Here is a 21232-nt window from a genome sequence, read left to right on the forward strand (position 1 = left end):
CGGTCACTGTGTATTTGCAGTGGTCGGGCTTTTTTTATTCTGAGTTGGCCCAAGCTTTGCTATCTACCTGGCATACCGTAGCTTTTCTGTCAGGTGAGTCATGAACAAAGAGGGCGCTAGCGATCTGATTCGCGCGAAGGAAGTCAGTATCTTCGAGCGATGGCTTTTGCCTGATCTGGATAGCAACCATGTTGAAGACGTGGCCGTTGAGCCTGATCCAGAGCCGGAAGTAGCGGAAGAGGAAACCGTCACCGTTGAAGACGTTCCGGTAGAGGAAGTCAAGCCGTTGACGTTGGAAGAGCTAGAGGCCATTCGGCAAGAGGCTTACAACGAAGGCTTCACTGCCGGTGAGCGCGATGGTTTTCACTCCGGGCAGGTAAGAGCGCGGCAAGAGGCTGAAGTAGCATTGACAGCCAAGCTGCGAAGTCTGGAAATCGTTATGGAGCAGCTGCTCGAGCCAATCGCCCAGCAGGATCGCGAGCTGGAGCAGGCGTTGGTTCGTCTGGTTGAGCATGTCACCAAACAAGTGATCCAGCGTGAGTTAAAAGACGATTCTACTCAGCTGCAACGTATCCTGCGTGAGGCGCTGAAGCTTCTGCCTATGGGGGCTGAGAATATCCGCATTCATCTCAACCCGCAGGACTTCGATTTGGTGAAGGCCCTGCGTGATCGGCACGATGAGCGTTGGAAGCTGTTGGAAGATGAAAACCTGCTGCCGGGTGGTTGCCGTATCGAAAGCGAGAACAGCGTAATCGATGCAAGTATTGAAACGCGACTGGCCCAGGCACTGACGCAGATTATGGAACAGCAACGCCATCAGGCTACACAGCCTGCCGACCCTGACCTGCATATTCCTTTGGAGGATGCTGCTGATGCATCTTGATCGCCTGAGTTTCCAACGTCGACTGGGTGGTTATATTGACGCGGTAAGCCTCCCGGGTGAGCCCGTAATCGAAGGGCGTCTGCTGCGCATGGTAGGTTTGACGCTTGAGGCAGAAGGCTTGCGTGCTGCAGTCGGAAGTCGCTGCCGGGTCATCAATGGCGGTACCTACCAACATGCTCAGGTAGAAGCCGAGGTCATGGGGTTTTCAGGTGATAGAACCTTTTTGATGCCGATTGGCAGTCTGGCAGGTATTGCCCCTGGGGCGCGTGTCGTGCCCCTGCCTGATACCGGACGCCTGCCGATGGGAATGTCGATGTTAGGGCGTGTGCTCGATGGGTTGGGTAATGCCCTTGATGGCAAAGGGCGGATGCGCGCCGAGGATTGGGTGCCGATCGACGGTCCGACCATCAACCCGCTCAAGCGTGAGCCTATTCATGAGCCGCTTGATGTTGGTGTGCGCAGTATCAATGGTTTGTTGACGGTAGGACGCGGCCAGCGTCTTGGACTGTTTGCCGGTACTGGTGTTGGTAAGAGCGTGCTGCTCGGCATGATGACCCGCTTTACCAAGGCGGACATTATCGTTGTCGGGCTGATCGGTGAGCGGGGTCGTGAGGTTAAGGAATTTATCGAGCACATCTTGGGCGAAGAGGGCATCAAGCGTTCCGTCGTTGTTGCCTCGCCAGCGGATGATGCGCCTCTGCTGCGTCTGCGTGCAGCCATGTATTGCACACGTATTGCAGAGTATTTTCGTGACAAGGGTAAAAACGTTCTGTTGCTGATGGACTCTCTGACCCGGTATGCACAGGCTCAGCGTGAAATCGCACTGGCTATTGGTGAGCCGCCAGCGACAAAGGGTTATCCGCCATCCGTGTTTGCCAAGCTGCCCAGCTTGGTGGAGCGCGCGGGTAATGCTGAAAAGGGTGGTGGTTCGATCACGGCGTTCTACACTGTACTCTCAGAGGGTGATGATCAGCAGGACCCGATCGCTGATGCGGCGCGAGGGGTGTTGGATGGTCACTTTGTTTTGTCCCGCCGTCTGGCGGAAGAAGGCCATTATCCTGCCATTGACATTGAAGCGTCGATCAGCCGAGTGATGCCGCAGGTCGTAAGTCCTGAGCATTTGCGTAATGCCCAGCGTATGAAACAGTTGTGGTCTCGCTTCCAGCAAAGCCGCGATTTGATCAGTGTGGGCGCCTATGTACCAGGCGGCGATCCTGAAACTGACCAGGCAATCAAGCGCTACCCTGCGATGCAGCAGTACTTGCGCCAAGGACTGAATGAAAGCGAGTCGCTCGAGCAGAGCGGGCAAAATCTAGGCGTATTGCTGGAGAGCTGATGAATCATGAAAGGTCGTGCTGAGCGGTTGACCCCAGTGATAGATATGAGTGAGCAGGAGGAGCGGGACGCTGCTCGGCAATTAGGTAAGTGTCAGACACAACTGATGCAGGCAGAGCAAAAACTTGCTGACCTGCAGCGCTACCGGGACGATTACCACAAGCAATGGCTGAATGCGGGAAGTCAGGGTGTGTCAGGCCAGTGGATGATCGGTTATCAGCGTTTCCTCAGTCAGTTGGAGGATGCCATTGCGCAGCAGGAGCGGAGCACTAACTGGCACCGCGATGTTGTCGAAAAGGCACGCCAATCCTGGCAGCAACGATACGCACGCTTGGAAGGTTTGAAAAAGCTGGTAGAGAAATATCGCCAGGAACAGCGGCTGGTTGAAGATAAGCGAGAGCAGAAGCAGATGGATGAGTTTTCCCAACGGCTTTTGCAACGGGTTCGGATGTAAGGAAAAAGGGCCGGCCGTTTTGCTGGCCCTTTTTATTTCTTGCTAAACCTTCTAAAAGAGATCCTGACGGTTAGCAGCCAAATTTCCAGCAACATAGATCCTCTATTGCTCGTTCGTTGGAATTTTGACGTCAGGCTTATGTTTACCTTCCAAAGTCTGGTAAAAGAGCAATTACCAGAGCGCCTTCCAGCGTAAGTCCACTGATATAAACAGTAGTAATGAGCGCTTTAGAACAAATTATTGTGTTCCAGGGGTGCCATTAGAGTGCCAGCTTTGCCAAAATCGCACCGACAGAAGGTTTGTTTAACCTAACTCCTAACGGAGGGCTTGATATGTCAGCGTTGTGTAGCAGAGCTCTTACGTTTCATCCTCATGTTACTTTGCCATTTCGTCTGGCACCTTCGGCCTGATGAGTGAGTCTTACCATGTCATTGCCACATTTAGATACCGATACTCTGCTTGCCCTGCAGGAAATTATGGAGGACGAGTACGGTAATCTGCTCGACACCTATATTTCCGACTCGGAAGAGCGTATCCGTGCGTTGAAGGAGGCCTATGCCGAACAGGAGCTGGTACAGCTTCGGCATGTGGCTCACAGCTTCAAGGGAAGCTCCAGTAACATGGGCGCCGTCGTTCTGACAAATCTTTGCCGGGACTTGGAGGAAGCTGCCCGTCGAAACGCTCCCTTGGCCGTTATAGATGAAAAGATCGAAAGCGTTCAGCGCGAGTTTGCCATTGTGCGCATTCTGTTCAAGTCGGAACGGCAACGGCACGCGTGATTTTCAGCCGTTTTTCTTAAAGCTGGCCCAGCGTTTGCTTCTCTAGCTCCAGATACCTTAACTGGAGCAATTTTATGGCTGTCGCCTCTGACTTCATTTTGTCGTCGACGCCTGATATCAGCTCGGCCAAGACCGCGTTCAAAGCGCCGTTCAAGCCCGCTGATTCAACTCGCAGCGATACCCCACGTTTCTCGGATGTTTATGCCAAAGAGCAACAGCCTGCTCGTAATGAGGTGCGTACTCGCGATGCGGATACAAAGTCCGTGAAGCGCGAGGCTTCCGCATCGCGTCACGATAGCAAGGTTAACGACAGCCAGACTGGCGAGTCCGTTTCTTCAGACGTAAAGCAGAAAGAGACCTCTGGATCTGCCGATAGCGGCAAGGCCTTGCCGGTAGCCGATGAGCACGCATCTGTTCCAGACGCGCAGCTGGACCCGTTATTGCTGCTTGGCATGACTGGAACCCTGCCTGCGGAAGTGGCGCCTTTGCCAGTTTCAAACGCTGTCAGCTCTTTGACGTCCCTGACGGAAGATACGCTGACATCGGGTATTGCGTCAGCGCTTCCACAGGGGCTGGATCAGGTGGCTTCCTCGAATGGCCAGGCTGCCTCTTCTGATGAGACTGCTGGCCAGCTGCTGGCCCAGGCCGGTAGTAAGCTACTTCAGACTACCGATACAGCATCTGGCACTGCTCAGGCCAATACAAGTCAAGGCTCCTCTAAACAGGCCGAGGTTGTAAGTGCTCTTCTGGCTGCGGCCACTCAAAGTCAGCCTACTGAGGGTGAGGCCGCCCTTGAAGCATTGCAGGGGTTAAAAGATATCGATGATAGGGCCTTGCCTGACGGTCGAAACGAGACCTTTGCAGACAAGCTGAATAGCTTGTCCCAGACAATGGGAACGCCTGTGCAGACGGCTCGTCCCGTTGCGCCTACAGTGCCGGGTCAACCGCTGGCAATGAATCAGTCCGACTGGCATGAAGGTGTAATTGATCGAGTCATGTGGATGTCGAGTCAGAACCTCAGGAGTGCTGACATTCGGCTCGAACCGGCCGGGTTGGGGCGTCTTGAAGTTCGTATCGATATGACTAACGACCAGGCTCAGGTCACTTTTGCTAGTCCGCATGCGGATGTTCGTGATGCACTCGATAGCCAGTCTTATCGCTTACGAGACATGTTTGTGCAGCAGGGGATGACGCTTGATGTAAACGTCTCGGATCAATCAGCGCATCGTAACTGGCAGGCAGCACAGCAGGACACGGGAACCGGAGGGCGACGGTCTTCGAATACTGGGTCAGGTAGCGAAGATCGTGCGATTGATGAAGTGGCAGGTACCTCAAGTGAGACGGTAGCGCACACAATAAAGAGAAATGATGGAGTGGTGGACTTCTACGCTTGACCGGGACGCCTCCCGCAGGTGATGAGGTCCGTCTTACCAAGGGCGAATCTGACGGCTACGCCTTAAGCGATTGGCTAAAGATGAATGTATCAACAAAACTGCTGTTATTCCCTCTGCGTTTTAGGGCTGTAGGCGGTTCACTCAATTACGGATGTAAGCATGGCCAAGAAAGAACAAGCGGCTGATGACGCGGCCAAACCCGCTGGCAAAGGCAAGCTCAAGCTCATCATCATTATCGTGGTCGCATTGTTGTTGACGATAGGGGCTTCGGTAGGTGCAACATGGTTCATTATGAACAAGAAGGTTCATGATGCCGAGGCCGCAAAGGCGGAGCCTACCACTCCTGTCCGACTGCCTGCCATCTACGAAAAATTAACGCCGTCTTTTGTGGTCAACTTCAATGTGAACGGCAGGCAGCGTTATATGCAGGTGGGTGTGGCGCTGATGGGACGCGATCAGGCAAAGATGGATGAACTCAAGGCTCATTTGCCCCAGGTACGCAATCAACTGGTCATGCTGCTTTCTGCCCAGAGTTATGACGCCTTATTGACGCCGGTTGGCAAGGAGTTGCTACGTCAACAGGCAACTTCCAAGATTCAGGAGCTTGCTCAGAAGCAGGTGGGTCAACCTACGGTCGAGCAGGTTTTGTTCACTAACTTCGTCCTGCAATAGGGATTGCCATGTCTGTACAAGATTTACTGTCTCAGGATGAAATCGACGCGCTTCTTCACGGAGTCGATGATGGTCTTGTCGAAACGGATCCTATAGCGCCCACAGGCTCGGTCAGGGGATATGACCTGACCAGCCAGGATCGTATCGTCCGTGGGCGGATGCCGACATTGGAGATGATCAACGAGCGCTTTGCCCGCTATACCCGGGTCAGCATGTTCAACCTGCTTCGTCGCTCGGCTGACGTGTCCGTAGGGGGTGTGCAGGTCTTGAAATTCGGTGAGTATGTTCGCTCGCTGTATGTACCGACCAGCTTGAACATGGTGAAGATCAAGCCTTTGCGTGGTACGGCACTGTTTATTCTGGATGCCAAGTTGGTGTTCAAGCTGGTAGACAACTTCTTTGGTGGCGATGGCCGTCACGCCAAGATTGAAGGTCGTGAGTTTACGCCGACCGAGCTGCGTGTTGTACGCATGGTGCTTGACCAGTGCTTCGTTGACCTTAAAGAGGCCTGGGGCGCAATGTTGGCGTGTCAGTTCGAGTACATCAACTCCGAAGTCAACCCGGCCATGGCAAACATTGTCAGTCCGAACGAGGTGGTAGTGGTCAGCTCGTTCAGCATCGAGCTGGATGGCGGTGGCGGTGAGCTTCATATCGCCATGCCATACTCAATGATCGAGCCTATCCGCGAAATGCTGGACGCCGGCTTCCAGTCGGATGTGGATGACCAGGACGAGCGTTGGGTCAAGGCTATGCGCGAGGACCTTCTGGATATCCGTGTACCGCTGGAAGCGACGGTGGTGCGTCGTCAGCTCAGGCTACGTGACATCCTGCATATGCAGCCTGGCGATGTAATTCCGGTTGAGATGCCGGAGGAAATGCTGATGCGCGCCAATGGTATGCCAACTTTCAAAGTAAAGATGGGGGCTCGTAAAGGAAACCTGGCCTTGCAAATCATTGAACCGGTCAAGAACTCTCGCTGACGCGATTTTGACGGAATGCTTTTATTTCTTTCGAGCCGTAGGCTCACCGTTTTAGATTGAGGTTAAGATGGCAGATCAAAACACCAACAGCGAAGAACAGGCTCTGGCTGATGAGTGGGCCGCGGCGATGGCAGAGGCAGGCGACTCCAATCAAGATGAAATCGATGCGATGATGGCTCAGGGCTCGAACCCGGCTTCTCGCGCGCCTGTAGAGGAATTTGCCGGGATCCAAGGTAACAATCAGCAGATTACAGGTATGGAAGGTCCGAACCTGGATGTGATTCTGGACATTCCTGTCATGATTTCGATGGAAGTCGGCCATACCGACATTTCCATCCGGAACCTGCTACAACTGAATCAAGGCTCGGTTATTGAGCTTGATCGCCTGGCGGGAGAGCCGCTCGATGTACTGGTCAACGGTACCTTGATTGCTCACGGCGAGGTGGTGGTGGTTAACGAGAAGTTCGGTATCCGGCTGACCGATGTCATCAGCCCCAGTGAACGTATCAAGAAACTACGCTGACCTTATGCGAATGCTCATTGCTCTACTGGCTGCCTTGCCGCTTGTCTCCCAGGCGGCTGAAACAGCCGCACCGTCAACCAATATGGGATCACAGCTGACTCAGCTTGTGTTGGGTCTGCTGCTGATTATTGGCCTGATCTTCGGGCTGGCCTGGCTTATCCGTCGGGTACAGCAGGTGGGGCCGCGTGGCAATAACGCTATCAAATTGGTAGCCACTCAGCATCTGGGGCCACGAGAGAGGCTGGTGCTGGTGCAGGTAGGGCAGGAGCAAATACTCGTAGGACTCACGGCTGGGCGCATTACTCCCTTGCATGTAATGAAGGAACCGGTTCGCCTGGCCGATGAGCAACCGGCTTCGCCAGAGTTTGCTCAACGGCTTTTCGAGCTGATCAGCCGCGACCCAAAGGATAAGTCATGAGATTCGACTCATTGAAGTCTTTCGCGCGAGTGGTGCGGAGAATGAACTGGTGCTGACTGGTACAAGCGGTGTGTTTACGACGTTGTTGAAATCCAATCTTCGTTTGCTTCGTAATTGCCTGCTTGTGCTGGTGGCACTGGCGGCACCTTTGGCGTTTGGGCAGGAAAATGGGGCTAACAATCCGTTGTCCATTTCCGCTATTACCATGAGTACAAACGCCAACGGCCAGCAGGAGTACTCTGTCAGCCTGCAGATTCTGCTGATCATGACGGCGCTGAGTTTCATTCCAGCGTTTGTCATGCTAATGACCAGCTTTACACGGATCATCATTGTATTCGCCATTCTCCGCCAAGCCCTGGGCTTGCAGACAACGCCGTCAAACCAGGTGTTGATCGGACTGGCACTGTTCCTGACATTGTTCATCATGGCGCCGGTCTTTGATCGCATCAATAACGATGCCTTGCAGCCCTATATGAATGAGCAGCTGACGGCCCAGGATGCAATTGCGCGGGCAGAGGGGCCAATCAAGGACTTCATGTTGGCGCAGACCCGGCAATCCGATCTAGACATGTTCATGCGGCTATCCAAGCGTACGGACATCGCCACACCTGATCAGGCGCCGCTGACGATCGTGGTTCCGGCCTTTGTGACATCCGAATTGAAAACAGCCTTCCAGATCGGCTTCATGATCTTTATTCCATTCCTGGTAATTGACCTCGTGGTAGCCAGCGTGCTGATGGGGATGGGCATGATGATGCTTTCACCGATGATCATCTCGTTACCGTTCAAGCTGATGCTGTTCGTGCTGGTTGACGGTTGGTCGTTGATCATGGGTACGCTGGCTGGCAGCTTCGGTACTGTCTAAGAGGAGATACCCCATGACGCCTGAAGTAGCCGTAGATCTGTTTCGGCAAGCGCTCTGGTTGACTGCATTGCTTGTAGGCATTCTGATCGTGCCGAGCTTGCTGGTGGGCCTGGTGGTTTCAATGTTCCAGGCCGCTACACAGATCAACGAGCAGACCTTGAGTTTTCTACCTCGACTGATTGTCACGTTGTTGACGCTGATTGTCCTAGGGCCTTGGCTCACCCGTGAGCTGATGGAGTTCATGCGCAACATGATCACCAATGTTCCGATGTTGATTGGTTAAATCATGCTTGAGCTGAGTGATGCGCAGATTGGCGGCTGGGTCGGTACGTTCCTGCTGCCTCTGTTCCGTATTGCTGCCGTCTTTATGACGATGCCTATCATCGGGACCAACATGGTTCCCGCGCGCGTAAAGCTCTATATGGCACTGGCCTTTACCGCTCTGCTGGTGCCTACGCTGCCCCCCATGCCGCAGGTCGATGCCGTGAGCGTACAGGCCTTGCCGCTGATTGCAGAGCAGATCCTGATTGGCGCTCTGATGGGTTTTAGCCTCCAGCTGTTCTTTCACGTCTTCGTGATTGCTGGGCAACTGCTCTCCACCCAGGCAGGACTTAGCTTTGCATCAATGGTCGATCCGGCCAATGGGATTTCGGTGCCTGTGCTGGGGCAGTTCTTCAACGTACTGGTGACGCTATTGTTCCTGTCCATGAACGGACACCTGATCGTCATGGAAATCCTGGCGGAAAGCTTTACCACGCTACCGGTTGGTCAGTTGCTGTCTGTTGGCCATTTCTGGGAGCTGGCCGGTAAGTTGAGTTGGGTGCTTGGTGCCGGCGTATTACTGGTCTTGCCTGCCATTACAGCATTGCTGGTCGTGAACCTAGCTTTTGGCGTAATGACCCGCGCAGCGCCTCAACTCAACATTTTTTCCATTGGCATGCCCCTAACCGTGTCGCTGGGTTTGGTCATTATCTGGATTGGTACAGCGGATATCTTTTCGCACTACGAATCATTAGTCACTGAAGCGCTGCAATGGCTCCGAGAGCTGGTGCGGGCGCGATAGGCAGGAGGTCGTCATGTCGGACGAATCCAGTAGTGAAGACCGTACAGAGGAACCTACCGACAAACGTAAGCGAGAGGCGCGCGAGGAAGGGCAGTTACCCCGATCCCGTGAGCTTGGCACGCTGACGGTTGTAATGGGAGGGCTCATAGCGCTTCTAGCGTTTGGGTCGATCCTGGGAGATGCATTGCTGGATCTGATGCGTGGCAGTTTTTCACTGAACCGCGAAGCCGTTCTGGATGAGCGGAACATGGGAATCATGCTGTTGATGTCAGGCAAGACCGCCATGCTGGGCATGATGCCGGTTTTTCTCGTCCTTGTGCTAGCTGCCGTTATTGGTCCAATTGCACTGGGAGGCTTTTTGTTTTCCAGCAAATCCCTTCAGCCCAAGTTCAGTCGAATGAACCCTCTTTCAGGACTCAAGCGCATGTTTTCGACCCATGCGCTGATGGAGTTGGGCAAGGCGCTGGCCAAGTTCGTTCTGCTGCTCACCATTGCGATCATGGTTCTCTTGTCCGAGCGTGATGCTTTGCTGTCCATTGCAAAGGAGCCTTTGGGCAGTGCCATTATCCATAGTATAAAAGTGGCGGGGCATGCAGCGTTGATGGTGTCTTTAGGGCTATTACTTATCGCAGCTATTGACGTACCGTTCCAATGGTATAGCAACAAGAAAAAGCTGATGATGACCAAGCAGCAGATCAAGGATGAATACAAGGACAGCGAAGGCAAGCCCGAAGTAAAAGGGCGGATGCGCCAGATGCAGCGCGAAATGGCGCAACGTCGCATGATGACCGCCGTGCCAGAGGCCGACGTCATTATCACCAACCCAACACATTATGCTGTGGCGCTAAAGTATGACGCTGCAACCGGTGGGGCGCCGATCCTGGTAGCCAAGGGTAGCGACTTTGTGGCATTGAAGATTCGTGAGCTTGCCCAGGAGCACGCTGTTACGACGCTTGAATCACCCGCCCTGGCGCGAGCAGTGTACTATTCCACTGATATCGATAAAGAGATTCCGGCAGGGCTTTACATCGCTGTGGCGCAAGTGCTGGCCTACGTTTATCAGCTCAAGCAGTACAAGGCTGGTCAGGGTCGGCGTCCAGAGCAACCGCATGAGCCGCCTATCCCGCCGGAATTACGGCGTGACGAGTAGATAAGAAAAGGCCCCGCTGAACGGGGCCTTTTTGTTACTTGATAACCCCGCACGCCATCCGGGCTCCACCACCGCCTAGCGGTTTGGGATGATCCGAGTGGTTATCGCCGCCTACGTGAACCATGAGGGCGTGACCTTTGATTTCATTCAAGTCCTTGAGACGCGGCGCCAGCACAGGCTGTGAGGCTGTTCCGTCGCTTGTGACATAAAGGGCGGGCAGATCACCTTTATGGCCGTCGCCCCAGGGAGCGTCATGCTTGCCGGTATTCTCAGGGTCCCAGTGACCGCCTGCGGCGCCTGCCGGTGTGTTCTTGCCATCGACTTCTGCAGCGTCACAGCTGGGTTTGGCATGAATATGGAATCCATGTGCCCCTGGCTCCAGACCTTTTAGCTCAGGTGTAAATACCAAGCCGTAGTCAGTCCTTACGATGGTGACGCTGCCTACACTTTCGCCCGGACCTTTCTCTGTTGCGATATTTAATGGAACAGTCACGGCGTCATCCGCCTGGGCCATACCAGCGAGTCCTGCTGACATCAGCGTTACGGCAATCCATTTTTTCATCGGGTTCTCCTGTTATCCACTTTATGCGCGTCTTGTGAAGGGACCTCATATGCGTGTTCAGGTTTCCTTATTACGGCGCTCGTATCAACAGTGGCTAAAGGCCGACCTCAAGAAAACAGCCTGGCAGGCCGATATAACAGGCGCAAACGCAACAAATTCAAACAAAAAAGGAACTTGGCCCGTTGCTTGCTGAATAGCCTGTATCAAGACGCTCTGACGTCAAAAGATTGATATGCAAGGCATTCAAGAGGAACGACTGTGAAAGTTAATCACGGGCAAATGTTGACCAATGTTCGCAGCCTGAGCCGCGGTAACCTGGCTGTACCGATATTGGTTCTGGCCATGCTCGGCATGATGACATTGCCGATTCCGCCGTTTCTGCTGGACGTGCTGTTTACCTTTAATATTGCGCTATCGATCGTGGTATTGCTGGTAAGCGTTTATGCGCTACGGCCCTTAGACTTTGCGGTGTTTCCGACGATTCTGCTCGTGGCCACGTTGTTGCGCCTGGCGTTGAACGTGGCGTCTACACGTGTCGTTCTTTTGCATGGTCATGATGGACATGCCGCTGCCGGTAAGGTGATTCAGGCCTTTGGTGACGTTGTTGTTGGCGGCAACTACATCGTCGGTGCAGTTGTGTTCGCCATCCTCATGATCATCAACTTTGTTGTAGTGACCAAGGGTGCCGGTCGTATTTCTGAAGTATCAGCACGCTTTACCCTGGATGCCATGCCCGGTAAGCAGATGGCCATCGATGCCGACCTCAATGCTGGTGTGATCGATCAGGCCGAAGCCAAGAAGCGTCGTGCCGAAGTAGGGCAGGAGGCTGATTTCTACGGCTCTATGGATGGTGCGAGTAAATTCGTGCGTGGCGACGCCGTTGCCGGTTTGTTGGTTCTGTTCATCAACCTGTTTGGCGGCATTGCTATCGGTATGTTGCAGCATAACTTGAGTATTGCTGACGCTGGTCGTATCTATGCGCTGCTGACTATTGGTGACGGTCTGGTAGCACAGGTGCCTTCGCTGCTGTTGTCCGTTGCAGCGGCCATTATGGTGACGCGTGTTTCTTCTTCGGAAGACATGGGTCAGCAGATCAACCGACAGATGTTCGCCTCGCCCAAAGCGCTTATGGTCTCAGCTTGTATCATTATCGCCATGGGACTGGTTCCCGGCATGCCACATGTGCCGTTTCTGGGCCTGGGTTTTCTGGCGGCTGGTGCCGCCTATATGATCTGGGATCGTCAGAGAAAAGCAAAGCAAGCAGTAGAATTGGAGTCTAAGCGTCAGCAGGAGCTGGCCCCCGTACAGCGCCCCGCTGAAACCAAGGAGCTAGGTTGGGATGACGTAACGCCTGTCGACATGGTTGGCCTGGAAGTAGGTTATCGCCTGATTCCCCTGGTGGATCGCAACCAGGGCGGTGAGCTGCTAACGCGTATTAAGGGTGTTCGCAAAAAGCTGTCCCAGGATCTTGGCTTCCTTATGCCCGCTGTGCATATTCGCGACAACCTGGAACTGATGCCCAATGCTTATCGTTTGACGTTGATGGGCGTGAATGTTGCGGAAGCCGAAATCTATCCGGACCGCGAACTGGCTATCAACCCGGGTCAGGTATTCGGCACGTTGAATGGTGTGATTGCCAAAGATCCGGCGTTTGGCCTTGATGCGGTTTGGATTGACGTCAGTCAGCGTGATCAGGCGCAGTCCCTGGGCTATACCGTGGTCGATGCCAGCACGGTCGTTGCGACCCACCTCAACCAGGTTCTCCAAAAGCATGCCCACGAGCTGTTGGGGCATGAAGAAGTGCAGCAATTACTGCAGCTTCTGGCCAAGAGTTCGCCCAAGCTGGCCGAAGAACTGGTGCCAAGCATGATTTCCTTGTCTACGCTTCTTAAGGTATTGCAGCAATTGCTGCAGGAGCAGGTCTCGGTACGTGATGTTCGTACGATTGCTGAGGCTATTGCGAATGTGGCGCCGCGTAGTCAAGATCCCGCCGTCATGGTTTCGTCGGTTCGTGTGGCGCTGTCCCGTGCAATCGTCCAGAACATCATTGGACTGGAGCCCGAGCTGCCTGTTATCACGCTGGAACCGAGATTGGAACAGATGTTGCTTAATGGTATGCAGAAGGCCGGACAGGGGGTTGAAGATGGCATGTTCCTGGAACCAGGAATGGCCGAGAAATTGCAACGCTCTCTGGTAGATGCAGCACAGCGTCAAGAAATGATGGGTAAGCCAGTCGTGTTACTGGTAGCTGGTGCGATTCGCGGGATGATGTCCCGCTTCGCGAGAATGGCAGTTCCCACGATGTCTGTGCTGGCTTATCAGGAAATTCCGGATAACAAACAAGTCACCATTATCGCAACGGTTGGCCAGAACGGCTGAGGTTTGAACCATGCAAGTTAAACGCTTTTTTGCTGCTGATATGCGTCAAGCCATGAAAATGGTTCGTGACGAACTGGGTGCAGATGCCGCGATCCTGAGCAATCGCCGTGTTGCCGGTGGCATTGAGCTGACCGCTGCCCTGGATTATCAAGCGCCGACTCCCACTGCGCCGAATGTTGCGCTGGAAGCCGAGCTGCGTAAAACCCAAGTGCGTATCGCCGAAGCCCATGCCGAGCTGGCCATTCGCTCGCCTAACCAGAGCATCGCTGTGCCGCAAGCCAACGCCAGTCAACTCTTTGGCAGTGAACAGATCAGCGCTCGCCAGGAACCCGTTATCTCCGAGCCCAAAGTTGCCCAACCGGCACCTGCCGTTGCCGCAGCGCCTTCTGCCGAAGAGCGCCGCGCGTTGGATGCCATGCGCTCCGAAATTACCGGACTGCGTGAGCTGATCGAAGTGCAGCTGGGCTCCATCGCTTGGGGGCAGATGCAGGACAAGCGTCCAGACGAAGCAAATTTCTGGCGCCGCCTGCAGCGCATGGGGCTTCCGGCTGATCTGTGCCGTGATCTGATGGCACGTGTGGCAAGTGTGAACGAGCCACGTCAGGCCTGGCGTATGTTGCTGGCCCATCTGACTCAGGCAATTGACACGCCCCAGGTTGATCTGCTGGAAGAGGGCGGTATCGTCGCGTTCGTCGGTCCTGCCGGATCGGGTAAGACCACTACGCTGTCCAAAATGGCAGCGAGCTATGTTCTGAAGTATGGCGCGCAAAGTCTTGCGCTGGTCACCATGGATAGCCATCGCATCGGCGCCCAAGAGCAAATCAAGACGTTGGGTCATATTCTCGATGTGCCGGTTACCGTTGTAGATCCACGTCAGTCGCTGGCTCAGGCGCTTGAGCCACTGGCTCGCAAGCGTATGGTCCTGATCGATACGGCAGGTATCCCGGCCAATGACCCCTCCCTGCGTCTGCAGCTGGAAGCGCTGGCTAATGAGAAACTGAAGATTCGCAACTATCTGGTTATGGCTGTAACCAGCCAGAGCCAAGTGCTGAAAGCGGCTTATCACAACTACAAGGGGTGCGGTCTGGCTGGTTGTGTTCTGACCAAACTGGATGAATCCGCGACGTTAGGTGAAGCGCTCAGTATAGCCATTGGCCATCATATCCCGGTAGCCTATCTCTCCGACGGTCCTCGCATCCCTGACGACCTGCATATTGCGCGCAAGCATCAGCTGGTTAGCCGTGCAGTCAATCGTCAGCTGACCGAGGAGCCTGCAGAGGAAACCATGGCGGATATGTTTGCCGAGCTCTATCAAAAGCCGGTCAAGCGCGTCGGTTAAGTTACAGTTTTTTGCAAGTTGGGTAAGGTTTTTGCAACAGAAGGTTTACAGGCGTCGTAGTGTCAGAAAGCAGTACACGCTTCAGGTTTAGTGCCAGCTGGCTCGTTAGCATAACGATCTGGCTACACCATAAGTGCCCTCTACGGGCTGGCTGGTTTTTCATAGGTGTACAGCAATGGGTATGCATCCCGTACAGGTAATTGCAGTGACAGGCGGCAAGGGAGGCGTTGGGAAAACCAACGTTTCGGTAAACCTTTCGCTAGCGTTGGCTGAACTGGGCCGACGTGTCATGTTGCTCGATGCCGACTTGGGCTTGGCAAACGTCGACGTTTTGCTCGGGTTGACTCCGAAGCAGACACTCGCCGATGTGATCGAAGGTAAATGTGATCTTCGCGACGTGATTTTGCAAGGCCCTGGCGGTATCCGGGTCGTTCCGGCCGCTTCCGGTGCGCAAGCCATGGTGCAGTTGTCGTCTCTTCAACATGCCGGTCTGATCCAGGCATTCAGTGACATCAGCAACGATATCGATGTGCTTGTTGTCGATACGGCTGCCGGCATCGGTGATTCGGTTGTGAGCTTTGTACGGGCTGCCCAGGAGGTGCTTCTGGTGGTTTGTGACGAGCCTACTTCGATCACGGACGCTTATGCGCTTATCAAGATGTTCAACCGCGATCATGGAATCACGCGGTTTCGCGTACTGGCGAATATGGCATTGACGCCCCAGGAAGGTCGCAATCTCTTTGCTAAGCTGACCAAGGTAACTGACCGTTTCCTGGATGTGGCTCTGCAGTATGTGGGTGCGGTTCCTTTTGATGAATGTGTACGGAAAGCCGTCCAGAAGCAGCGGTCCGTATACGAAGCATACCCGCGCTCTAAAGCCGCTCTGGCTTTCCGGGCCATTGCCCAGAAGGTGGACGCTTGGCCCTTGCCGGCCAACCCACGCGGTCACTTGGAGTTTTTCGTCGAACGATTGGTGCAACCCACTGTAGGGCCAAATGTATGACAGCGTCCAGCGGTCTCCGTATGTACAGTAAATCTCAGACCCATTCACAGCAGGAGCAACTGATCAATCAGTATGCGCCGCTGGTCAAGCGCATTGCCTATCACCTGCTGGCGCGTCTGCCTGCCAATGTACAGGTGGAGGATCTTATGCAGGCCGGCATGATCGGCCTGCTTGAGGCCTCTAAGAAATACGATGCCGGCAAAGGTGCAAGCTTTGAAACCTATGCCGGTATCCGTATCCGCGGAGCCATGCTGGACGAGGTTCGCAAAGGTGATTGGGCACCTCGTTCGGTGCACCGTAACAGCCGTATGGTGGCCGACGCGATTCGTGCTGTTGAAGCAAGAACTGGTCGTGACGCTAAAGATCCTGAAGTTGCTGCCGAACTTGGTGTAAGCCTTGAAGAATATTACGGCATTCTCAATGACACATTGGGGAGTCGTCTGTTTAGCTTCGATGACTTGATGGAAGAGGGTGAGCACGGTCTCGAGGAGAGCGGAGCCCATGATTTCGAGCCAGGTCGAGGACTGGAAGATGAGCGTTTCAAGCGGGCCCTGGCGGAAGCCATTGCCAATCTTCCAGAGCGTGAGCGTCTCGTCTTGTCGCTGTATTACGACGAGGAGTTGAACCTAAAGGAAATCGGAGAGGTGCTTGGGGTAAGTGAATCCCGAGTCTGTCAACTGCACAGTCAGTGCGCAGCACGTTTGCGGGCTCGTCTGGCTGAATGGCGTTCGCGCTAAGGCAAAACACTAAGCATGTATGGCATGCCTTTGAAGAGGCATGTCTGGGGTAAGGATGGAGGTCGACTTGGACAAAGATATGAAAATTCTCATCGTGGACGATTTCTCCACCATGAGACGCATCATCAAGAATCTGCTGCGAGATCTGGGGTTCACCAACACTACCGAGGCCGATGATGGCTTGACGGCGTTGCCGATGCTGCAAAGCGGCAACTTCGACTTCCTGGTAACGGACTGGAACATGCCCGGCATGACCGGTATCGACCTGCTACGGGAAGTCCGTGCCGATGCACGCCTGAAGAACCTGCCTGTTCTGATGGTAACGGCCGAAGCCAAGCGCGAACAAATTGTCGAGGCAGCTCAAGCGGGTGTGAATGGTTACGTTGTAAAGCCGTTTACTGCCCAGGTGCTCAAAGAAAAGATCGACAAGATCTTTGAGCGGGTCAACGGCTGATAACCATCTCGAGGATGTTATGGACCTTGGCAGTAAATCATTCGAAGACCTGGAATCGACCCTGAAAAAGCATGCCCAAGAGCTGGTTGCCAGCCTTGAGAATGGCAATTTCAGCCAGGCAGTGCAGCTCATCAATGAGCTCAATCAGGTGCGAGATCGTGGTCTGTATCAGGAAATCGGCAAGCTGACGCGAGAGTTGCACAACGCGATCGTCAACTTCCAGATCGATCCCCAGGCGTCCTATGCCAATGAAGTCACAAACATTGCAGACGCTACCGATCGCCTAAGCTACGTTGTGGAAATGACGGAGCGTGCTGCCAACCGTACCATGGACTTGGTCGATGCCAGCACACCGCTTATCGAATCATTTGGTAAGGATGCTCATGACCTCCACGCCGAGTGGGGCCGCTTCATGCGGCGCGAGCTCAGTGCCGAGGAGTTCCGCGAGCTGGCTAAGCGCGTCGGTGCGTTTTTGGGGCGCAGCGATGAGGACGCACACAAGCTGTCTTCACTGCTGAACGACATCCTGCTGGCTCAGGACTACCAGGATCTTACCGGTCAAGTCATCAAGCGTGTGACGAACCTTGTCACACAAGTCGAGCGCGATCTCGTCAAGCTGGTCCGTATGGCCGGTCAGGTGGATCGTTATGCAGGAATTAGCCACGACCACGTCAAGGCCATCGAAGAAATTCAAAAAGAAAAGTCTTCGAAGGGTGAAGGTCCGCAGATTCATGCCGATAAAAGAGAAGACGTCGTATCCAGCCAGGATGACGTAGATGACCTTCTGTCCAGCCTTGGTTTCTAAACCTGGCCTTTTTGGAGAGTGCATGAATGAGCTTCGACGCCGATGAAGAAATCCTCCAGGATTTCCTGGTAGAGGCCGGCGAGATTCTCGAATTGTTGTCCGAGCAATTGGTGGAACTCGAAAGCCGCCCGGATGATATGAATCTTCTCAACGCCATCTTCCGTGGATTCCACACGGTAAAGGGAGGGGCAGGCTTCCTCCAGCTGCACGCCCTTGTTGAGTGCTGCCACATTGCCGAAAACGTGTTCGACATCCTGCGTAAGGGTGAGCGCCGCGTTGATGCCGAGCTGATGGATGTTGTCCTTCAAGCTCTGGATACGGTAAACGAAATGTTCGGCCAGGTACGTGAGCGTACTGAGCCGACACCGGCTACTCCTGAGCTGCTGGCTGCCTTGGCACGTCTGGCGGAGCCTGAAGGCGCCGAACCTGTTCCCGTTGTTGTGGAGCTGGTTCAGGCCCCTGTGGTTGCTGCCCAGGCACCTGCTGCCAGTGATGTAAGTGACGATGAGTTTGACCGACTCCTCGATGCAATCGGGAATGAGCCTGCACCTGTGGCAGCCGTTGGCTCGGCCGTACCTGCATCTGGCGACGAAATCACCGATGACGAGTTTGAATCCCTGCTGGATCAGCTGCACGGCAAAGGTAAGTTTGATGCTGCTGTTGCAGCGCCGTCCGAGCCTGCCAAGGCTGCTGCTCCGGTAGCCAAGTCAGGTGACGAGATCACGGATGACGAGTTTGAATCCCTGCTGGATCAGCTGCACGGCAAAGGTAAGTTTGATGCTGCTGTTGCAGCGCCGTCCGAACCTGTCAAGGCTGCTGCACCGGTAGCCAAGTCAGGTGATGAAATCACGGATGACGAGTTCGAATCTCTGCTGGATGAGCTGCATGGAAAAGGCCGTTTCGATGGTGGTGTTGCGGCTGCTCCTGTAGCACCCGCTCCGGTTGCCAAGGCGGTATCTGCTCCTGTGGCGAAGCCCCAGCCTGCAGCGGCCCCAGCACCGGCGGTCAGCGCAGCACCGAAGGCTGAACCACGTGCGGCGGCTGCCCCGGCAGGCGAGAAGCCTGCCAGCGAAGCTGAAACAACCGTGCGTGTGGACACCGCCCGTCTCGACGAGATCATGAACATGGTCGGCGAGCTGGTGCTGGTGCGTAATCGTCTGGTTCGTCTTGGGCTGAACAGCGGCGATGAGGCCATGGCCAAGGCTGTATCAAACTTGGACGTTGTGACAGCGGATCTTCAGACCTCGGTCATGAAGACGCGCATGCAGCCAATCAAGAAAGTATTCGGACGCTTCCCGCGTCTGGTTCGTGATTTGGCACGCAACCTGAAGAAAGAAATCAACCTTGAGCTTGTGGGTGAAGAAACCGACCTCGACAAGAACCTGGTAGAGGCCTTGGCTGACCCGCTGGTGCACTTGGTGCGCAACGCGGTTGACCATGGAATCGAGGAGCCCGCCGAGCGCGAGAAGAATGGCAAAGCCCGTGCCGGCCGTGTCGTTCTGTCTGCGGAGCAGGAGGGCGATCATATCCTGTTGGCCATTTCCGACGATGGCAAAGGGATGGACCCCAACGCTCTGCGCGCCAAGGCTGTTGAAAAAGGCCTGCTCGACAAGGATGCGGCGGAACGTCTGACCGATCTTGAATGCTACAACCTGATCTTTGCACCAGGCTTTTCAACCAAGACCGAAATCTCCGATATTTCCGGTCGCGGTGTGGGCATGGACGTGGTGAAGACCAAGATTACCCAGCTTAACGGCACGGTAAACGTCTTCTCCAACAAGGGGCAGGGCTCCAAGATTGTGATCAAGGTCCCGCTGACCCTGGCGATTATGCCAACCCTGATGGTAATGCTGGGCGATCAGGCCTTTGCATTCCCACTGGTCAACGTGAACGAGATCTTCCACCTGGACCTCTCGCGCACCAATGTGGTCGACGGTCAGGAAGTGGTCGTGGTTCGCGACAAAGCACTGCCGCTGTTCTACCTCAAGCGCTGGCTGGTCAAGGATGCGGCTTACGATGAGCAACAGCAGGAAGGTCACGTTGTTATCCTGTCGGTCGGTACGCAACGCATCGGTTTTGTTGTGGATCAACTGGTAGGTCAGGAAGAAGTAGTCATCAAGCCATTAGGCAAGATGTTGCAAGGAACGCCGGGTATGTCGGGAGCTACCATTACAGGTGATGGCCGGATCGCATTGATCCTTGACGTACCGAGCATGCTCAAGCGCTACGCGCGCCGCGGTATTTGAGTCGAAGCCCCGCCGTTAGGAGTGTCATATGGCTGTAAGAGTGTTGGTGGTGGATGATTCGGGTTTCTTCCGCCGCCGTTTGACTGAAATCCTGGCGGGTGATCCCAATATTACGGTCGTCGGTACGGCGACCAATGGGCGTGAAGGGATTGATCAGGTGATGGCGTTGAAACCCGACGTTGTTACCATGGATTATGAAATGCCCTTCATGGATGGCATTACGGCCGTTCGGCACATCATGCAGAAGTGCCCGACGCCTGTTCTGATGTTTTCGTCGCTGACGCATGAAGGCGCTCGGGTTACGCTCGATGCGCTGGATGCGGGTGCGGTAGATTATCTACCCAAGAATTTCGAGGATATTTCCCGCCATCCCGAGAGCGTAAAGCGCTTGTTGTGCGAGAAGATCCATACCATTGCGCGTAGCAACCGCCGGTTATCGTCTGGAAATGTGTCGGCCCATGCGCCTGCACCCACCTCGACAACCCCTCGCCCGGCGGCGCGGACTGCTTCGGCACATCCGGCAGGCTCCTCGGCTTCAGCGTCGGTGACCAGTGCTGCGCCACGGCGCAAGAATTACAAGCTGGTGGCCATCGGTACGTCGACCGGTGGTCCTGTGGCGTTGCAACGGGTACTGACCCAATTGCCTGCCAACTTTCCAGCGCCAATCGTGCTGATTCAGCACATGCCTGCCGCCTTTACCAAGGCGTTTGCAGAGCGTCTGGACAAATTGTGCAAGATTTCTGTTAAGGAAGCTGAGGATGGCGATCAGCTTCGTCCTGGGCTGGCGCTACTGGCGCCTGGCGGCAAGCAGATGATGTTGGATGGGCGTGGCGGCGTGAAGATATTGCCGGGCGATGAGCGACTGAATTACAAGCCCTGCGTAGATATCACCTTTGGCTCGGCGGCCAAGGTTTTCCCGGACAAGGTATTGGCGGTGGTGCTGACCGGCATGGGCTCCGATGGCCGTGAAGGTGCTCGCCTGCTCAAGCAGGCTGGTAGCCAGATCTGGGCGCAGGACGAGGCCAGCTGCGTGATTTATGGCATGCCCATGGCCGTGGTCAAGGCAAATCTGGCAGATGCCGTCTACAGTCTTGACGACATCGGTCGACACATTACTGACGCGTGCATGTAATGGTACCGCTCTTGCTAGACAGGAGCGGCGCCGGATTTGAATTTGACAGGTTTTGGCTT

The 21232-nt window shown here is 54.7% G+C and carries 22 protein-coding genes; 21 read left to right on the top strand and 1 reads right to left on the bottom strand.

The features are described 5' to 3' along the window. Window positions 1–100 precede the first annotated feature (100 nt). From fliH to flhB, 13 genes are all read left to right on the top strand, one after another. A complete protein-coding gene (gene fliH / locus QWJ10_RS14125) occupies window positions 101–883 on the top strand; it encodes a flagellar assembly protein FliH (RefSeq protein WP_125887911.1) in 783 nt (260 codons plus the stop codon). After that, on the top strand, window positions 873–2219 hold the full coding sequence (gene fliI / locus QWJ10_RS14130; RefSeq protein ID WP_010797922.1) for a flagellar protein export ATPase FliI: 1347 nt from the start codon (window positions 873–875) through the stop codon (window positions 2217–2219). The genes fliH and fliI overlap by 11 nt, the downstream gene beginning before the upstream one ends. A gap of 6 nt (window positions 2220–2225) precedes the next feature. Next, a complete protein-coding gene (gene fliJ, locus QWJ10_RS14135; RefSeq protein WP_010797923.1) occupies window positions 2226–2672 on the top strand; it encodes a flagellar export protein FliJ in 447 nt (148 codons plus the stop codon). A gap of 425 nt (window positions 2673–3097) precedes the next feature. Next, window positions 3098–3451, top strand: coding sequence for an Hpt domain-containing protein (locus tag QWJ10_RS14140; protein WP_122042893.1), 354 nt, complete (start codon window positions 3098–3100; stop codon window positions 3449–3451). 74 nt (window positions 3452–3525) lie between these two features. Next, complete coding sequence (locus tag QWJ10_RS14145; protein WP_289927335.1) at window positions 3526–4845, top strand: flagellar hook-length control protein FliK; 1320 nt, start codon at window positions 3526–3528, stop codon at window positions 4843–4845. 159 nt (window positions 4846–5004) lie between these two features. Next, on the top strand, window positions 5005–5517 hold the full coding sequence (gene fliL / locus QWJ10_RS14150; RefSeq protein WP_010797926.1) for a flagellar basal body-associated protein FliL: 513 nt from the start codon (window positions 5005–5007) through the stop codon (window positions 5515–5517). Between the two features lie 8 nt (window positions 5518–5525). After that, complete coding sequence (gene fliM / locus QWJ10_RS14155) at window positions 5526–6497, top strand: flagellar motor switch protein FliM (RefSeq protein ID WP_010797927.1); 972 nt, start codon at window positions 5526–5528, stop codon at window positions 6495–6497. A 67-nt stretch (window positions 6498–6564) separates the two neighbouring features. Further along, entirely contained in the window at window positions 6565–7020 is a 456-nt protein-coding gene (fliN, locus tag QWJ10_RS14160; protein WP_010797928.1) for a flagellar motor switch protein FliN, read from the top strand. A gap of 4 nt (window positions 7021–7024) precedes the next feature. Then, window positions 7025–7438, top strand: coding sequence for a flagellar biosynthetic protein FliO (fliO, locus tag QWJ10_RS14165; RefSeq protein ID WP_026003851.1), 414 nt, complete (start codon window positions 7025–7027; stop codon window positions 7436–7438). Between the two features lie 118 nt (window positions 7439–7556). Then, the gene (fliP, locus tag QWJ10_RS14170; protein ID WP_230382139.1) at window positions 7557–8303 is read left to right on the top strand and encodes a flagellar type III secretion system pore protein FliP; all 747 of its coding nucleotides are present in this window, start codon (window positions 7557–7559) and stop codon (window positions 8301–8303) included. A gap of 13 nt (window positions 8304–8316) precedes the next feature. After that, a complete protein-coding gene (fliQ, locus tag QWJ10_RS14175) occupies window positions 8317–8586 on the top strand; it encodes a flagellar biosynthesis protein FliQ (protein WP_010797931.1) in 270 nt (89 codons plus the stop codon). Between the two features lie 3 nt (window positions 8587–8589). Continuing rightward, complete coding sequence (gene fliR / locus QWJ10_RS14180) at window positions 8590–9366, top strand: flagellar biosynthetic protein FliR (RefSeq protein WP_289927342.1); 777 nt, start codon at window positions 8590–8592, stop codon at window positions 9364–9366. A 13-nt stretch (window positions 9367–9379) separates the two neighbouring features. Continuing rightward, a complete protein-coding gene (flhB, locus tag QWJ10_RS14185) occupies window positions 9380–10516 on the top strand; it encodes a flagellar biosynthesis protein FlhB (RefSeq protein ID WP_289927344.1) in 1137 nt (378 codons plus the stop codon). A gap of 34 nt (window positions 10517–10550) precedes the next feature. Here flhB and sodC read toward each other — a convergent pair whose 3' ends face one another. Next, window positions 10551–11078 carry a superoxide dismutase family protein gene (gene sodC / locus QWJ10_RS14190; RefSeq protein ID WP_197870163.1) on the bottom strand — a complete coding sequence of 176 codons (528 nt, stop codon included), beginning with the start codon at window positions 11076–11078 and terminating at the stop codon, window positions 10551–10553. Window positions 11079–11357: 279 nt separating this feature from the next. On the opposite strand from sodC, the gene flhA reads away from it, so the two are divergent. From flhA to QWJ10_RS14230, 8 genes are all read left to right on the top strand, one after another. Beyond that, the gene (gene flhA / locus QWJ10_RS14195; RefSeq protein WP_289927814.1) at window positions 11358–13457 is read left to right on the top strand and encodes a flagellar biosynthesis protein FlhA; all 2100 of its coding nucleotides are present in this window, start codon (window positions 11358–11360) and stop codon (window positions 13455–13457) included. 10 nt (window positions 13458–13467) lie between these two features. After that, the gene (gene flhF / locus QWJ10_RS14200) at window positions 13468–14796 is read left to right on the top strand and encodes a flagellar biosynthesis protein FlhF (RefSeq protein WP_289927350.1); all 1329 of its coding nucleotides are present in this window, start codon (window positions 13468–13470) and stop codon (window positions 14794–14796) included. Between the two features lie 175 nt (window positions 14797–14971). Continuing rightward, complete coding sequence (gene fleN, locus QWJ10_RS14205) at window positions 14972–15799, top strand: flagellar synthesis regulator FleN (RefSeq protein WP_010797937.1); 828 nt, start codon at window positions 14972–14974, stop codon at window positions 15797–15799. Then, a complete protein-coding gene (gene fliA / locus QWJ10_RS14210; RefSeq protein ID WP_019365144.1) occupies window positions 15796–16536 on the top strand; it encodes an RNA polymerase sigma factor FliA in 741 nt (246 codons plus the stop codon). Before fleN ends, fliA begins: the two co-directional genes overlap by 4 nt. 79 nt (window positions 16537–16615) lie before the next feature. Beyond that, window positions 16616–16990, top strand: coding sequence for a chemotaxis response regulator CheY (locus tag QWJ10_RS14215; protein ID WP_173869067.1), 375 nt, complete (start codon window positions 16616–16618; stop codon window positions 16988–16990). A gap of 19 nt (window positions 16991–17009) precedes the next feature. Further along, on the top strand, window positions 17010–17795 hold the full coding sequence (locus QWJ10_RS14220) for a protein phosphatase CheZ (RefSeq protein ID WP_019365142.1): 786 nt from the start codon (window positions 17010–17012) through the stop codon (window positions 17793–17795). 26 nt (window positions 17796–17821) lie between these two features. Continuing rightward, window positions 17822–20041, top strand: coding sequence for a chemotaxis protein CheA (locus QWJ10_RS14225; protein WP_289927357.1), 2220 nt, complete (start codon window positions 17822–17824; stop codon window positions 20039–20041). A gap of 28 nt (window positions 20042–20069) precedes the next feature. Further along, window positions 20070–21173 (top strand): chemotaxis response regulator protein-glutamate methylesterase, encoded by a 1104-nt coding sequence (locus QWJ10_RS14230; RefSeq protein ID WP_289927359.1) that lies wholly within the window; start codon window positions 20070–20072, stop codon window positions 21171–21173. Window positions 21174–21232: the final 59 nt, after the last annotated feature.

Source organism: Pseudomonas sp. WAC2 (assembly GCF_030403525.1).
Lineage (GTDB): Bacteria > Pseudomonadota > Gammaproteobacteria > Pseudomonadales > Pseudomonadaceae > Chryseomonas > Chryseomonas luteola.

Excerpts from the sequence above, each read along its gene's own strand:
- fliH (WP_125887911.1), top strand. The coding sequence starts at position 101 with ATGAACAAAGAGGGCGCTAGCGATCTGATTCGCGCGAAGGAAGTCAGT.
- fliI (WP_010797922.1), top strand. The coding sequence starts at position 873 with ATGCATCTTGATCGCCTGAGTTTCCAACGTCGACTGGGTGGTTATATT.
- fliJ (WP_010797923.1), top strand. The coding sequence starts at position 2,226 with ATGAAAGGTCGTGCTGAGCGGTTGACCCCAGTGATAGATATGAGTGAG.
- QWJ10_RS14140 (WP_122042893.1), top strand. The coding sequence starts at position 3,098 with ATGTCATTGCCACATTTAGATACCGATACTCTGCTTGCCCTGCAGGAA.
- QWJ10_RS14145 (WP_289927335.1), top strand. The coding sequence starts at position 3,526 with ATGGCTGTCGCCTCTGACTTCATTTTGTCGTCGACGCCTGATATCAGC.
- fliL (WP_010797926.1), top strand. The coding sequence starts at position 5,005 with ATGGCCAAGAAAGAACAAGCGGCTGATGACGCGGCCAAACCCGCTGGC.
- fliM (WP_010797927.1), top strand. The coding sequence starts at position 5,526 with ATGTCTGTACAAGATTTACTGTCTCAGGATGAAATCGACGCGCTTCTT.
- fliN (WP_010797928.1), top strand. The coding sequence starts at position 6,565 with ATGGCAGATCAAAACACCAACAGCGAAGAACAGGCTCTGGCTGATGAG.
- fliO (WP_026003851.1), top strand. The coding sequence starts at position 7,025 with ATGCGAATGCTCATTGCTCTACTGGCTGCCTTGCCGCTTGTCTCCCAG.
- fliQ (WP_010797931.1), top strand. The coding sequence starts at position 8,317 with ATGACGCCTGAAGTAGCCGTAGATCTGTTTCGGCAAGCGCTCTGGTTG.
- fliR (WP_289927342.1), top strand. The coding sequence starts at position 8,590 with ATGCTTGAGCTGAGTGATGCGCAGATTGGCGGCTGGGTCGGTACGTTC.
- flhB (WP_289927344.1), top strand. The coding sequence starts at position 9,380 with ATGTCGGACGAATCCAGTAGTGAAGACCGTACAGAGGAACCTACCGAC.
- sodC (WP_197870163.1), bottom strand. The coding sequence starts at position 11,078 with ATGAAAAAATGGATTGCCGTAACGCTGATGTCAGCAGGACTCGCTGGT.
- flhA (WP_289927814.1), top strand. The coding sequence starts at position 11,358 with ATGTTGACCAATGTTCGCAGCCTGAGCCGCGGTAACCTGGCTGTACCG.
- flhF (WP_289927350.1), top strand. The coding sequence starts at position 13,468 with ATGCAAGTTAAACGCTTTTTTGCTGCTGATATGCGTCAAGCCATGAAA.
- fleN (WP_010797937.1), top strand. The coding sequence starts at position 14,972 with ATGGGTATGCATCCCGTACAGGTAATTGCAGTGACAGGCGGCAAGGGA.
- fliA (WP_019365144.1), top strand. The coding sequence starts at position 15,796 with ATGACAGCGTCCAGCGGTCTCCGTATGTACAGTAAATCTCAGACCCAT.
- QWJ10_RS14215 (WP_173869067.1), top strand. The coding sequence starts at position 16,616 with ATGAAAATTCTCATCGTGGACGATTTCTCCACCATGAGACGCATCATC.
- QWJ10_RS14220 (WP_019365142.1), top strand. The coding sequence starts at position 17,010 with ATGGACCTTGGCAGTAAATCATTCGAAGACCTGGAATCGACCCTGAAA.
- QWJ10_RS14225 (WP_289927357.1), top strand. The coding sequence starts at position 17,822 with ATGAGCTTCGACGCCGATGAAGAAATCCTCCAGGATTTCCTGGTAGAG.
- QWJ10_RS14230 (WP_289927359.1), top strand. The coding sequence starts at position 20,070 with ATGGCTGTAAGAGTGTTGGTGGTGGATGATTCGGGTTTCTTCCGCCGC.